The following is a 13,167-nucleotide window of genomic DNA, read 5'->3' as shown; positions in this document are numbered from 1 at the left end:
TCAGGAGTTCACATGAGCACCACCCTCACCGTCAAAGGCCAGGTCACCATCCCCAAACCCATCCGCGATGCCATGGGTCTAACCCCCGGCACCTCGATCGACTTTGCCATCAACCGCAGTGGCGAAGTGGTGCTGCACAAAGCCGACAGCGGCAAGGCCACCCGCAAGACCAAGCCCCAGCCCGACCGCTTTGAAGCCGCCCGTGGCAAGGCCGACGTGCCCTGGAAAACGCAAGACCTGATGGCCTTGTTGCGTGGCTGAGCCCAAGGTTCAACGCGACATGCTGGTCGACACCAACGTCCTGGTGGACGTGCTTGAAAACGATCCCACTTGGGCCGACTGGTCCATCGCGCAACTGCGCGCCCAAGCGCAAATCCATCGCCTGGTCATCAACCCCGTGATCTACGCCGAACTGTCGCTGACCTTCAGCACGGTGGAGGCGCTGGACGCCACGCTGGCCGACTTGCAAATCCCGGTGATCGAGACACCCAAGCCCGCGCTGTTTTTGGCGGGCAAAGCCTTTGTGCAATACCGCAGGCAAGGCGGCACAAAGACGAATGTGCTGGCCGATTTTTTCATTGGCGCACATGCTGCGGTCTCTGGTTTGCCTGTGCTGACGCGAGATGTGCGGCGGTATGCGAGCTACTTTCCGACGGTGCGATTGATCGCGCCCGAGATGAACTGAAACAGAGTCAAAGAACGAAGGCTTTTGCCTAGATTGCTGGCCGACTTTCACCTCACCCGTTTTTCACCGGATGCAAATGAAACTTTTTGAATCAAGCCATTTGTGATTTCGTAGATGCAAAGCATCTCCAAAGTCCCAACACCTTCAGGAAAATTTGGGGTGATTGACTCCAAGTCAACGACAACGTTGCCCATCGTGGCTTCGATGTGTTGTTTGAGCAAATGTCGTTGTTGCTGAGCTCGAACCAGTCACCGTTCACCCAGCAAAGGCGAGCGCCCTATCTTGTTTGTTTCCGCTGCCAGCTTGGGCGGCGCAGAAAACCCCTCAAACGCCTCGCCCGCTACCCAGTCGCCCACGGCATACACCCGTTGATCGCGCAGACCCTGCACGCCTTCGGTCCAAGCCAGCAGCATGCGTTTTCCGATGTCTTCAAAGCCGGGGTGCTCGGCCATGGCCTGGCGCACCTCGCGGCCCACGTCGGCCACGGCGTCGCTGATGGCTTGCACCATGTGTTGCTGTTCTTTGGGCTGGATGCCGAAGTTGGCGGCGATGAACTTTTGCAGGTTCTTGCCGGGCAGCCAGGTTTTTTTGCCCATGAATCCAATGCCCGGCGGGTTGTGTTGAAAGCCGGCATACACGCTGGTGGTCAGCATGTCGTAGGTGGGCGACAGGTGAACGTCGGCGCGGCTCGTGTAGAGCAGGGCCAGGTTTTTGGCGTGGCAGTCGGCGTTGCGCAGCGCGTAGGTCAGCAGCAAGGTGTTGGCCAGTTGCCGAAAGGTGCCCAGCCGCTGAGGTCCGGGCACATGGTCGCGCACGGCTTTGGCGATGCGTTCCCAAGTGGTGTCGTATTTGGCGGCGGGGCGCAGGCCCAGCAGGCTGCAAAAGTCTTCCGTGCCCCAGTGGGGCTGGCCTTGCTCGTCCACATCAAAGCGGTGCACCACCAGGGCTTGACCGTCGTCGGACACTTGCGTGTGGGCTGTGGGCATGATGCGCCGCGCCACTTGCATGCACAGGTGCTCGTTCAGGGCCACAAAGGGCAGTCGGGCGCTGGAGCCTTTGACGATGTGCCGTCGGGTGATCAGGCTGGCTTTGGGGTTGCAGCCGAGTGACTGGGCTTCTTCCGTTTGCGCGTCCAAAAACTTGGGCACCACACCCGACACGCCGCTGGTGGCGTGTTCGCGCACCAGCGCTGCAAAGGCGGCTTCGGAGTTGTCGCCCTTGAGCAGCGCAGTCACTTCAATGGGTTTGGCGGGCTCGCGCAGCGTCGCGCCGGGGGCAGCCACTTGCAAGCGGCCCACCATGTTGCGGCCAATGACCGACAGCAGTGCCGCAGGGCTGGCGCCGATGTGCGGGCCAAACTGTTCTTGCAGCACTTGCAGCAAATAGCCTTCGGGCAGGTTCATTTGCAGCACGGGCGGCAGCTGGTCGTCCCACACGTAGCTCTCGGTGCGTACCGGCATGGTGAGCGACACGAAGTCGTCTGTGGCCACACCAGGGTGGTAGCTCAGCACGCTTTTGAAGTCGCCGGATGGCTCCAGCGTGGCCACTTCGCGGCTCAACACGTACACCGACAGTGGCATCACGTCGCCCCTGTCTGATTGGGCAATGTCTGCGCCCGTTCACGCCGCAGCTCGTCCAGGTTGCCGCTCTGGCCTTGGGACATCACGTCCAGCTCGGCACCCAGCACGGCCAGCACCGCCAGCAGCTTGCGCGTGCCAAATTCGGCGGTGCGGCCACGTTCAAAGCGCGACAGCAATTCCGCCGACACGCCCGCCATGACCGCCACATCGCCTTGCTTGAGTCCCAGCTGTTTGCGCCGTGCGGCCACGGCTTCACCGAGTTCTTGGAGGGTTTGCACTTGATGTTTACATCAAAAAATTGAGGTTTAAAACTGTATTTTGATGTAAATATCAAGAAAAGCAAGACAAACCAGGCGTGACAGCTCAAAAGAATTGTCCATGTAGGCACTGCGCTTTGGCCCACAGCGCGACGTCTTGGGCTCACAGATGTTCAAAGGCGCGCTGCGCCGCGATGTGGCCCCCCTCAAACCACCCCCCGCGCCACCAGCCCCGCCACCTGCGCATCACTCAGCCCCAGCTCGTCGCGCAGGGCTTGCAGGCTGTGTTCACCCAGCCGAGGCGGTGCTTTGTGTGTCACGGGCGATGCCGACCAGTTCAGTGGGCTGCGCACCAGGCGCACGGTCTGGCCTGAGCTGTGGGGCAGTTCCACCACCATTTGACGGTGTTGGGTTTGTGGGTTTGTAAAAACTTGGGCCATGTCGTTGAGTGGTCCGGCCGGGACGTTGGCCGCGCTGAGTTGTTCCAGCAACCGTGCGCGGGGTTGGCCGTGCACCAGCGTTTGCAGGGCGGCCTGCAGTTCGCGGCGGTGGGCGATCCGCTGCATGTTGGTGGCAAAGCGCGGGTCGGTGGGCATGTCGGGTGCACCCAACACGGTGCACATCCGCTGAAACTGCTGGTTGTTGCCGGCCGAAATGATGATGCGACCTTCAGCACACTCAAACACTTCAGAGGGCGATGCAATCGGGTTGGTGTTGCCCACGCGTTGTGGCACCTTGCCGTTCATCAGGTAGCCCACGGCCAGGTGCCCGTTGAAGGCGACGGTGGCGTCCAGCATCGCGGCGTCGATGACTTGGCCTTCGCCGGTTTTTTGGCGGTGCATGAGCGCGCCCAAAATGCCGATGGTGGCGTACAGGCCGGTCACCATGTCGGTCATCGGGATGGCTGTGCGCATGGGGCCGCCGCCGGGCTCATCGTCAGGCAGGCCGCAGGTGCTCATGGGCCCGGCCATGCCTTGCAAGATGAAGTCGTAAGCGGGCTTGGGCGCATCAGGGCCGGTTTGCCCAAAGCCAGTGACCGAGCAGTAAATCAGCTCGGGTTTCAGGCCCCGCAGGCTGGCTGCGTCAAGGCCATATTTGGCCAGCGAGCCGACCTTGTAGTTCTCCACCACCACGTCGCAGCGCAGCGCCAAATCGCGCACCAATTGCGCGCCTTCAAGGGTGGCGATGTCCACTGTGACCGAGTGCTTGCCCCGGTTATAGGCCAGGTACAGCGCCGAGTCGTTGCTGGGTTGGCCCGTGGCGGGGTCTGGCAAAAAAGGCCCCATGCGCCGCGTGTCGTCGCCTTCACCGGGTTTTTCGATTTTGTAGACCGAGGCCCCCATGTCGGCCAGGATCTGTGTGCACATGGGGCCCGCGACCACACGGGTCAGGTCGAGGATCTTGATGCCTTCGAGGATGGCGCTCATGGGGGGTCTCCAGAAGTGGGTGCCGTCAGCACCGAGGCGGGCACGCGCAGCGGCATGTCCAGCAGCATCTGCGCAAAGGATTTGCCCAAGGGGTCTGAGCGCAGGCTGCACACGCCGCCACCGCCCAGCGCCTGGTGCAAAACAAAGTTGAGCGCCTGCAAGCCAGGCACTTCGTAACGCAGCACCGGCCCTTGCACCAGGTGGCTGAAATAGGCCTGCACCTGCTCGGCTTGCAACTGGCTGCGCAGCCAGTCCCAGGCGCGGGCGTGGCGTGCGATGACACCGATGTTTTCATCGTCGCCCTTGTCGCCGCTGCGCGCCCACGCCAGGTCGATCAAACGGCAATCGTGCAGGGGCTCATCGCTTGCAGTGGTCGTCTCGGGCGTCGCTGGCGCAGTGCTGGACACGGCAATAGCGTTGGCAGCTGGTGACACGGTCAGGTCGCTCGCGTCCTGCACATCGTCACCCAACTGCATCTGCAAGTGCACCTGGCTTTTGAGCACCATGAACGAACACAGCTTGATGACGGGCTGAATGTCGGCCCGCCCCGAAAACGAAGACCGCGTGCCCGGCCCCATGGAAGTGCCGCTGCTGGCGCATTCGCGTTGCAACACCGCCAGCGCCTTGGCCTGGGCGTGCCGCACCGCGATGCGCAGCACCACTTCGCGGGCGGTGTGCGCCTGTGCGTGGGGGCCGTAATGCGACTCGCCGCCCAGCAGCTCCACACAGGTCTCGCTGTCATCGCCAAAGCCCTGCGTAGCCATGAGGGTGCGCGAGCGGGTCAGCAGGGCTTGCGCGGTGCGCTCGGCCTTGAGCGGCGCGTCGATGCCGCGAATCGCCAACATCAATTGCAGCTGATAGCCGTCTTGCCAGGTGGCGTTGGCTTTGTAGTGGGTGGGGGCGGGCAGGCCGCGTGCGCCGCTGACTTGTACGGTGTCCATGCCGGTGCGCTCCACCTGCACATGCCGCCAGTCGCAGCACACATCGGGCATGAGGTAGTTCGCTGGGTCGCCCACTTCGTAAAGAATTTGCTCGGCCACCGCGCCGGGGTGGATCAGGCCGCCCGTGCCTTCGGGTTTGCTCAGCACCAGGCTGCCATCTGCGTGAACGTCAATCACCGGGTAGCCGATGTTGGCCCAGTCGGGCACCAGTTGCCAGTCGGTGAACAGGCCACCCGTGGCTTGCGCGCCGCACTCGATCAAATGCCCCGCCAGCGTACCAGCCGACAGGAGGTCCCAGTCTTGCCAGGACCAGCCGAATTCGTGGACCAGCGCGCCCAGCACCACCGCGCTGTCCACGCAGCGGCCGGTGATGACCACATCGGCCCCGGCCGCCAGCGCCTGGGCAATGCCGCGTGCGCCTACATAGGCGTTGGCCGACAGGGGTCGTTCGGGCAAGGGGGCGTCCGCCGTGGTGCGCACACCTTGCGTTTGCAGTGCGTTCATCTGCGGCATCAGGTCGTCGCCGGTGACCACGGCCACGCGCAGGGCGATGCCTTGCTTTTCGGCCACTTGCAGCAGCGCATCGCGGCAGCCTTCGGGGTTCAGACCGCCCGCGTTGGCAATCACCTTGATGCCGCGTTCGTGGATGGCCCTCAGGTGCGGCGGCATGACGGCTTGCACAAAGTCGGTCGCGTAACCCAGTGCCGGGTCTTTGGCCCGCGCACGCGCCAAAATGGCCATGGTGGTTTCGGCCAGGTAGTCGTAGACCAAGTACTGCAAGCCGGGCACTTGCAGCAGCTGCGGCGTGGCCATGGCCGAGTCGCCCCAAAAACCGCAGGCCCCGCCGATGCGCACGCGCTGCGCTGCGGTGCTCATGCCGCCTCTGCCTCGATCTGCAGCAGCAGCGCACCTTTGAGGGCCTGCCCACCCGACTGCACGCGCAGCTCGCGCACCACGCCGGTGAACGGCGCGGTCAGCGTGTGTTCCATCTTCATGGCTTCGAGCACCAGCAGGCGTTCGCCCGCCAGCACCGTCTGGCCCGGCGACACCATCACCTGCAGCACGCGGGCGGTGAGTGGGGCCAGCACAGCGCCGCTGCCTGCGGCCTGCTCGGTTTGGCCGTGGGCGGCGGGGCATTCAAAAACCCAAGCGCGGCCTGCATGAAAAATCTGCACCCCGTGGTCGGTGTGGGCGCTGCAAATTTGCTCGCGCAGACCTTGGCACTCCAGCGCCAGTTCGGTGCGCGGGGCGTCTTGCCACTGCACATGCGTCAGCGTTGTGGTGTGGGTGTCGGCCTTCACGGCATGGCCTTCAGAAATTGCGGCATATGTTGAGCCAGATATTGCGGCAGTTGCAACACCCCCCAGCACTGTGCACTGCACCTCCCAAGCTGTGCTTGGGCCCGTGCCCGCATCGGATGCCTGCGGGCAGCTTGTCGGGCGGATACGGTAACGCCAGCGCTGCCCGCCCCATTGCAGCAGGCCTTGCGCTTGGCCTTGCCCCAGGGCACCCGCGTACACATGCCCGTGGTCGCTGGTGGGCAAGTTGTGCACTTGCGCGGCCAAGGCCGCCAGCGCCACGGTGTGCGCACTGGGCACGGGCGCGGCCGGGGGTAGGCCCATGCGCTCGGCCACAAAACCGGTGTGCACGCCCAAGCCCTGCACAAACACTGCATCGGCCAGGCAATCCGCCAAAAAGCCCTGGTTGCTGGGCAGCCCCAGCAGCACGCACTGGCGCACGGCCGCCAGCAGCTTGCGCCGCGCTTCCTCGCGGTCGCGGCCATGCGCCACGATCTTGGCCACCATCGAGTCGTAATGCGGGCTGACCTGCCCGCCTTCGCGCAGTGCGCTGTCGATGCGCACATCGTGGCCCGTGCTCTGTGGCGTGGGCGGCCGCCAGCGCAGCACCGGGCCGGTTTGCGGCAAAAAGCCAGCGGGCACGTCTTCGGCCGTCAGCCGCACCTCCATCGCGTGACCCTGCAAGCGGATGTCGGCCTGCTGCCACGGCAGAGCCTGACCGCTGGCCACGCGCAGTTGCCACTCCACCAAATCCAGCCCGGTGATGGCTTCGGTCACCGCGTGCTCGACCTGCAAGCGGGTGTTCATCTCCATGAAATAGAACTGGCCATCGGCGGCCAGCAAAAACTCCATGGTGCCCGCGCCGACATAGCCCATGGCGCGGGCGCTGTCCACCGCCACCTGGCCCATGCGTGCACGCAGCGCGGCGTTCACAGCGGGCGAGGGCGCTTCTTCGATCAGCTTTTGATGACGCCGCTGCACCGAACAATCCCGTTCACCCAAGTGCACCACATGCCCGTGGCTGTCGGCCAGCAGCTGGATCTCGACATGGCGCGGGTCGATGAGGGCGCGCTCCAAAATCAGCTCGTCCGACCCAAAAGCCGTGCGCGCTTCCGAGCGGGCCGAGGCCAGCGCCGCAGGCAGTGCATCGGGCGTGTCCACCCGCCGCATGCCGCGCCCGCCGCCACCGGCAGCGGCCTTGCACATGATCGGAAAGCCAATGCGCGCTGCTTCGCGCACAAACGCTTCGTCGCTTTGATCCTGACCTTCGTAGCCAGGAATGCAGGGCATGCCCCAGCCTTGCATCAGGCGCTTGGCCCCGGCCTTGTTGCCCATGGCGCGGATGTTCTCGCCAGACGGGCCAATGAACACCAGGCCCGCCGCATCCACCGCGTCGGCAAAGGCGTCGTTCTCGGACAGGAAGCCATAGCCCGGGTGCACCGCGTCGGCCCCAGCCAGCCGGGCGGCGGCGAGGATGGCCTCGATGTTCAGGTAGGACTGTGCAGGCGCTGCCGGGCCGATGCACACCGCGCGGTCAGCCGCTTGCACATGCGGGCTGTCACGGTCGGCTTCGGAATACACGGCCACCGTGCCATAGCCCAGGCGGCGCACGGTGCGCAGCACGCGCAGCGCAATCTCGCCGCGGTTGGCCACCAGCACGGTGTGGAAGGGGCGGATGTTTTTGGGTGTGTGCGTGGGCATGGAGGTCACTTGGGCGCTGACGCAGGGCCGGGTTGGGGGGCGTGGTGAAGAGCGTGGTGGAGGTCGCTTTGGGGTTCGTGGCTCAGGCCATGCAGGCGTGCCACGTCGGCAGCATGCAAGGTCTGTGCCCAGGCGGGGGCGCGGCGTTCGCGAAAGGCTGCAATGCCCTCAGCGCCTTCGCTGCGCATGCATTGCGCAAAGCGCAGCGCCGCGTCGTCGAGCCAGGCACTGAGGCCATGGTCAACGGATGCGCCACCGGCCACGTCACGCGACAGCAAAGCCTTGAGCGAGCGGTTGGCTTGCGGCCCGCAAGCCAAAATGCGGTTGAGCCACTGTGCCTGCAACGCGTCGAGTGCAGTGCTGTCAGCGGCCAGTGCATCCACCAGGCCCAGCTGCTGGGCCAGCGTTCCGTTCACGCGCTCGCCGCTCAGGCCCAGGCGCAGCGCCACCCGGCGGCCCACGCGGGCTTGCACAAAGGGCGCGATCTGCGCCGGGATAAGCCCCAAACCGGTTTCGCTCAGGGCAAAGCGGGCGTCGTTGGTGGCCAGCACGATGTCGGCGCAGCAGGCCAGACCCATACCGCCGCCCATGGCCGCGCCTTCCACCACCGCCAGCACCGGCATGGGCAGGGCGGTGAGGGCCTGCAGCACATGGCCAAAGGCCCGGTTGCGGCTGACCACGGGGTCTTCGCCGTCTTGAGCACTGGCTTGCAAGCGCGACTGAAAGTTGCCCACATTGCCGCCCGCGCAGAAAAAGCCTGCGCTGCCACGCAGTACAAAAGCACGCACAGTGCTGTCTTGGGCGGCTTGCGCAATGGTTTGCGACAGCTCGGCCACCATGTCGGGTGACAGCGCGTTGCGGGTGGCAGGGTGGTGCAGCGTGACCCATACCATGCCGTGCTCTCGATGAACGAGAAGATTTGCAAACGTCATGTTGTGCCCTTTCAACCAGCAGGGTCCATCAGGCCCATCTTGCGGGCAATCACCATCAGCATCACTTCGTCGGCACCGCCACCAATCGAGCCGAGCCGGTAGTCGCGGTAAGCGCGAGACACACGGTTGTCCCAGGTGTAGCCCATGCCGCCTTGAAACTGCATGCACCAGTCGGCCACGTCGCGGCCCAGGCGTCCAGCCTTGAGCTTGGCCATCGAGGCCAGCTCGGTCACGTCCTGCCCCTGCACATAGGCGTGCGTGGCCATGTAAATCAGGCCGCGCAGCGCTTCGATTTCGGTCTTGAGTTCGGCCAGCTTGTACTGGATGAACTGGTTGTCGAGCAGCGGCTTGCCAAAGGCCACGCGCTGGCGCAGGTAGTCGGCGGTTTCTTCGATCAGCTCGATGCTGGCCAGACGCCGCGCCGCGCCGTCCAGGCGCTCTTCCTGAAATTGCTTCATCTGGTAAATAAAGCCCATGCCTTCTTCGCCAATGCGGTGGCGCACCGGCACGCGCACCTCGTCAAAAAAGATCTGCGCGGTGTCCGAGCTCCACATGCCGAACTTCTTGATCTTTTGCACTTCAATGCCCTTGGCGCGGCGGCCTGCCGAATCTTTGAGCGGCACGATGATGAGCGACTTGTTCTTGTGCGAAGGGCCGTCCGAGGTGTTGCACAGCAGGCAGATCCAGTCGGCCTGGGTGCCGTTGGTGATCCACATCTTGGAGCCGCTGATGACGTAGTCGTCGCCATCGCGCCGTGCGCGGGTCTTGAGCGAAGACACGTCCGAGCCCGCACCTTGCTCGCTCACGCCGATGCTGCACACCACTTCGCCCGCAATGGCTGGGGCCAAAAATTCGCGTTTGAGTTCATCCGAGCCAAAACTGGCCAGCGCCGGTGTGGCCATGTTGGCCTGCACACCAATGCCCATGCCCACGCCCTGGGCCTTGACGTGGCCAATGGCCTCGGCGGCAGCCAGCGCGTAGCTGAAGTCCAGGCCCATGCCGCCATAGGCCTCGGGTTTGGTGATGCCCAAAAAGCCGAGCTGCCCCATCTTGCGAAACACCTCGTGCGCCGGAAAGATTTCGGCGGCTTCCCATTCGTCGACAAAGGGGTCGATTTCGGCGCTGATGAAACGGCGGATGCTGGCCATCAGTTCGTGGTGTTCGGGTGTGTAGATCATGTGCGGGGACTTTCAAAAACGGGGAACTGCAAACTGCATCGCGTGCGGGGTGCGGGCGGCGGCTTCGCGCACGGTGGCCAGCAAGAGCGACAGCACCTCGCGGGTCTGGCGCGGGTCGATGATGCCGTCGTCGAGCAAATGGCCGCTGGTGTAGAAAGCGCTGGCCTGGCTTTCAAACAGGGCCACGATTTCAGACTTTTGCGCTTGCAACCGGGCTTCGTCGACCGGCTTGCCGCTGCGCTCGGCCTGTTGGCGCGCCACGATGTCGAGTGTGGTGGCCGCCTGCTCGCCGCCCATCACGGCCGAATGGGCGTTGGGCCACGAAAAACAAAAGCGCGGGTGAAACGCGCGCCCACACATGCCGTAATTGCCCGCGCCAAACGAAGCGCCACAGTGCAGGGTGATGTGCGGCACCTGCGAGTTGCTCAGGGCCTGGATCATCTTGGCGCCGTGCTTGATCATGCCGGCCTCTTCCGAGGCGCGGCCCACGATGAAGCCAGTGGTGTTTTGCAAAAACACAATCGGCGTGCCCGACTGGTTGCACAGGTGAATGAACTGCGCCGCCTTGGTCGCGCCCGCCGGGTCGATGGGGCCGTTGTTGCTGATGAAGGCCACCGCATACCCGTCGATGCGGGCGTGGCCACACACGGTGGCGCTGCCGTAGTCGGGCTTGAAGTCGAGCCAGGCCGAGTCGTCCACCAGCCGGGCAATGACTTCGCGCATGTCGATGGGCTGGCGGTGTTCCAGCACCATCACGCCCGCCAGTTCGTCGGGCGACAGCCGGGGAGGGCGCGGCGCTTGCTTGGGCGGGGGCACGGCAGCACGCGGCCAGTCGATGGCGGCCAGCACCTCGCGGGCCAGGGCAATCGCGTGGGCGTCGTCTTGCGCCACGTATTCGGCCAGGCCGCTGACGGTGGCGTGCATGTCGGTGCCGCCCAGGGCCTCGTCGGTGGCGATCTCGCCCGTGGCGGCTTTCAGCAAAGGCGGCCCCGCCAAAAAGGCCTTGGCCTGGCCACGCACCATGATCACGTAATCCGACAGGCCGGGCATGTAGGCCCCGCCTGCGGTGGACGAGCCGTGCACCACCGTGAGCACCGGCAAGCCAGCGGCAGACAGGCGCGCCAGGTTGTAGAACATGCCGCCGCCCCGGATGAATTTCTCAACCCGGTACTTGCGCAAGTTCGATCCTGCCGACTCGACCAGGTGCACAAAAGGCAGCTTGTTTTGCAGCGCAATCTCTTGGCAGCGCATGAGCTTTTGGTTGCCCGCTTCGGTCAGGGCCCCGGCATCGATGCCCGAGTCGGTCACCACCACCATGCAGCGCACGCCACTGACCTGGCCAATGCCTGCCAGCTGCGAGCCGCCGGGCACGCAGCGTGACAAGTCCGGGTTGTCCATGCCGTAACCGGCCAGCGTGGCCAAAGGCAAAAACGGTGCGCCAGGGTCCAGCAACTGCGCCAGGCGCTCACGCGGCAGCAAAGCCCCGCGTTTGGCAAAACGCTCGGCCGATTTGGCCGAGGCGTCACTGGCGCGTTGCTCCAGCGCATGCCAGTCGGCAATCAGTTCGAGCATGCCTTGTCGTTGCGCGGCAAAGGCGTCCGACGTGGGCTGTATTTGGGTCTGAAAAGGGGTCATGTCCCGATTGCAGCGCAGCCGGGGCTCCGTGACCATGCGCAGGAAACCCGGTGTGCATAATGTGCACATGGTGCTTTCCCTATGGATCCTGCCCGATGATGTTTGTCTGCGAAAGCCGCGCCCCCGCCGCGACAGTCCCCAACAGTTTTTTGTAGGAGCCGCGCCCCCGCCGCGACAGTCCCCAACAATTTTTTTGTAGGAGCCGCGCCCCCGCCGCGACAGTCCCCAACAGTTTTTGTAGGAGCGACGCCCCCGCCGCGACAGTCCCCAGCAGTTTTTTGTAGGAGCGACGCCCCCGCCGCGACAGTCCCCAACAGTTTTTTTGTAGGAGCCGCGCCCCCGCCGCGACAGTCCCCAACAGTTTTTTGTAGGAGCGGCGCCCCCGCCGCGATAGTCCCCAGCAGTTTTTTGTAGGAGCGGCGCCCCCGCCGCGATAGTCCCCAACAGCCCTGAGCCACTTAGACAAGGTCAATTCATGAGCAGACACGCCAAGCCTTCCAACGAGTTGCTCGGCCAAGATTCCTCCGCCAAGACCGTGACGCCTTCCCGCACCGGCGCACAGAGCATCGAACGCGCCATGGGCCTGGTTAACCTCGTGGCCCGCCACCACGATCAGGGCATCAGTTTGCAGGCCTTGGTGAAACTCAGTGGCCTGGACCGAACCACTGCCTGGCGCATGCTGGGCAGCCTGCAAGGCACGGGTTTGGTTGAACGCGATGAAAGCTCCGGCCTCTACACCTTGGGGACGCAAGCTACAGCTTGGGGGGCGGCCAGCTTGGGACAGGCGGCCTGGGTCCGCCAATGCCAAAGTGCCATGAAAACCTTGGCCCGGCTGAGCGGCGATAACGTATTTTTAGTACTGCGCATGGGCGACTACAGCCACTGCCTGCACCTGGAGCAGGGCCAACACGCGGTGCCCTCGTTCCGCCAGACTGTTGGAGAAACGCGTCTGCTCGGCCTGGGTGTGGCCAGCATTGCCATGTTGGCGTTGCTGGACGATGCCGCCATTCAAGCCCACCATGCCCGCCACGCAGCGCAGTACGCACTCGAAGGTGTCGCTCAGGCTCAACTGCAGCGCTGGGTCCAATCCACGCGCCAACGCGGCCACGCCTACCGCAGCACCGCAGGCATTGCCGCAGTGGGCCTGCACTGGCATGTGGGCCAGACGGCGATGGCAGCCTTGTCGATCGGCGCTTCACGCAGCCGCTTGCCTCTGGGCCGAGCCGCTGAACTGTCCGTTCTGATGCGCAGCCATTTTCCCCTGCTGCCTCTCCCCCTGTAGGAGCGGCGCCCTCGCCGCGATCAAGCCCCGCACACCACCACCCATCGCACCGAGGGCGGTGCTCCCACAGGGGACCGCGATAGCGCCCCGCAGACCACCCCCACCGCCCAGGCCGCGTTGCTCTCCCCCCTGTAGGAGCGGCGCCCCCGCCGCGATCAAGCCCCGCACACCACCACCACCCATCGCACCGAGGGCGGTGCTCCCACAGGGGACAGCGATAGCGCCCGCAGACCACCCCCCATCGCCCAGTC

The 13,167-nt window shown here is 64.6% G+C and carries 11 protein-coding genes; 3 read left to right on the top strand and 8 right to left on the bottom strand.

The genetic code is table 11. From position 1 onward, the window contains the following. Positions 1–12: 12 nt before the first annotated feature. Together AMM41_RS17005 and AMM41_RS17000 are read left to right on the top strand one after the other, a co-directional pair. The gene (locus AMM41_RS17005; RefSeq protein WP_089961908.1) at positions 13–261 is read left to right on the top strand and encodes an AbrB/MazE/SpoVT family DNA-binding domain-containing protein; all 249 of its coding nucleotides are present in this window, start codon (positions 13–15) and stop codon (positions 259–261) included. Next, on the top strand, positions 254–685 hold the full coding sequence (locus tag AMM41_RS17000; RefSeq protein ID WP_228769331.1) for a type II toxin-antitoxin system VapC family toxin: 432 nt from the start codon (positions 254–256) through the stop codon (positions 683–685). The genes AMM41_RS17005 and AMM41_RS17000 overlap by 8 nt, the downstream gene beginning before the upstream one ends. Positions 686–933: 248 nt before the next feature. Here AMM41_RS17000 and AMM41_RS16995 read toward each other — a convergent pair whose 3' ends face one another. The 8 genes from AMM41_RS16995 to AMM41_RS16960 form a co-directional block, all read right to left on the bottom strand. Beyond that, entirely contained in the window at positions 934–2,265 is a 1,332-nt protein-coding gene (locus AMM41_RS16995; protein ID WP_089961904.1) for a type II toxin-antitoxin system HipA family toxin, read from the bottom strand. Then, entirely contained in the window at positions 2,265–2,543 is a 279-nt protein-coding gene (locus tag AMM41_RS16990; protein ID WP_089961900.1) for a helix-turn-helix domain-containing protein, read from the bottom strand. Before AMM41_RS16990 ends, AMM41_RS16995 begins: the two co-directional genes overlap by 1 nt. Before the next feature lie 185 nt (positions 2,544–2,728). Beyond that, positions 2,729–3,949 carry a CaiB/BaiF CoA transferase family protein gene (locus tag AMM41_RS16985; RefSeq protein WP_089961896.1) on the bottom strand — a complete coding sequence of 407 codons (1,221 nt, stop codon included), beginning with the start codon at positions 3,947–3,949 and terminating at the stop codon, positions 2,729–2,731. Then, positions 3,946–5,766 carry an acyclic terpene utilization AtuA family protein gene (locus AMM41_RS16980; RefSeq protein ID WP_089961892.1) on the bottom strand — a complete coding sequence of 607 codons (1,821 nt, stop codon included), beginning with the start codon at positions 5,764–5,766 and terminating at the stop codon, positions 3,946–3,948. Before AMM41_RS16980 ends, AMM41_RS16985 begins: the two co-directional genes overlap by 4 nt. After that, positions 5,763–7,889, bottom strand: coding sequence for an acetyl/propionyl/methylcrotonyl-CoA carboxylase subunit alpha (locus AMM41_RS16975; RefSeq protein WP_089961888.1), 2,127 nt, complete (start codon positions 7,887–7,889; stop codon positions 5,763–5,765). Before AMM41_RS16975 ends, AMM41_RS16980 begins: the two co-directional genes overlap by 4 nt. Before the next feature lie 5 nt (positions 7,890–7,894). Continuing rightward, the gene (locus AMM41_RS16970) at positions 7,895–8,821 is read right to left on the bottom strand and encodes an enoyl-CoA hydratase/isomerase family protein (RefSeq protein WP_089962081.1); all 927 of its coding nucleotides are present in this window, start codon (positions 8,819–8,821) and stop codon (positions 7,895–7,897) included. A gap of 11 nt (positions 8,822–8,832) precedes the next feature. Beyond that, a complete protein-coding gene (locus AMM41_RS16965) occupies positions 8,833–9,999 on the bottom strand; it encodes an acyl-CoA dehydrogenase family protein (protein WP_089961885.1) in 1,167 nt (388 codons plus the stop codon). Positions 10,000–10,011: 12 nt separating this feature from the next. Next, positions 10,012–11,634, bottom strand: coding sequence for an acyl-CoA carboxylase subunit beta (locus AMM41_RS16960; protein ID WP_089962077.1), 1,623 nt, complete (start codon positions 11,632–11,634; stop codon positions 10,012–10,014). A 475-nt stretch (positions 11,635–12,109) separates the two neighbouring features. On the opposite strand from AMM41_RS16960, the gene AMM41_RS16955 reads away from it, so the two are divergent. Beyond that, positions 12,110–12,916 carry an IclR family transcriptional regulator gene (locus AMM41_RS16955; protein WP_089961882.1) on the top strand — a complete coding sequence of 269 codons (807 nt, stop codon included), beginning with the start codon at positions 12,110–12,112 and terminating at the stop codon, positions 12,914–12,916. The last annotated feature ends 251 nt before the right edge of the window (positions 12,917–13,167 follow it).

Source organism: Limnohabitans sp. 2KL-3 (assembly GCF_001269405.1).
Lineage (GTDB): Bacteria > Pseudomonadota > Gammaproteobacteria > Burkholderiales > Burkholderiaceae_C > Limnohabitans_A.
The sequence above is the reverse complement of the archived record's forward strand: the minus strand, read 5'-3'. Positions and strand labels throughout refer to the sequence as shown.

Bases quoted from the DNA above. Each gene is read 5' to 3' on its own strand.
- AMM41_RS16965 (WP_089961885.1), bottom strand. From the start codon at position 9,999: ATGATCTACACACCCGAACACCACGAACTGATGGCCAGCATCCGCCGT.
- AMM41_RS17005 (WP_089961908.1), top strand. From the start codon at position 13: ATGAGCACCACCCTCACCGTCAAAGGCCAGGTCACCATCCCCAAACCC.
- AMM41_RS16955 (WP_089961882.1), top strand. From the start codon at position 12,110: ATGAGCAGACACGCCAAGCCTTCCAACGAGTTGCTCGGCCAAGATTCC.
- AMM41_RS16980 (WP_089961892.1), bottom strand. From the start codon at position 5,766: ATGAGCACCGCAGCGCAGCGCGTGCGCATCGGCGGGGCCTGCGGTTTT.
- AMM41_RS16960 (WP_089962077.1), bottom strand. From the start codon at position 11,634: ATGACCCCTTTTCAGACCCAAATACAGCCCACGTCGGACGCCTTTGCC.
- AMM41_RS16975 (WP_089961888.1), bottom strand. From the start codon at position 7,889: ATGCCCACGCACACACCCAAAAACATCCGCCCCTTCCACACCGTGCTG.
- AMM41_RS16995 (WP_089961904.1), bottom strand. From the start codon at position 2,265: ATGCCACTGTCGGTGTACGTGTTGAGCCGCGAAGTGGCCACGCTGGAG.
- AMM41_RS16985 (WP_089961896.1), bottom strand. From the start codon at position 3,949: ATGAGCGCCATCCTCGAAGGCATCAAGATCCTCGACCTGACCCGTGTG.
- AMM41_RS16970 (WP_089962081.1), bottom strand. From the start codon at position 8,821: ATGACGTTTGCAAATCTTCTCGTTCATCGAGAGCACGGCATGGTATGG.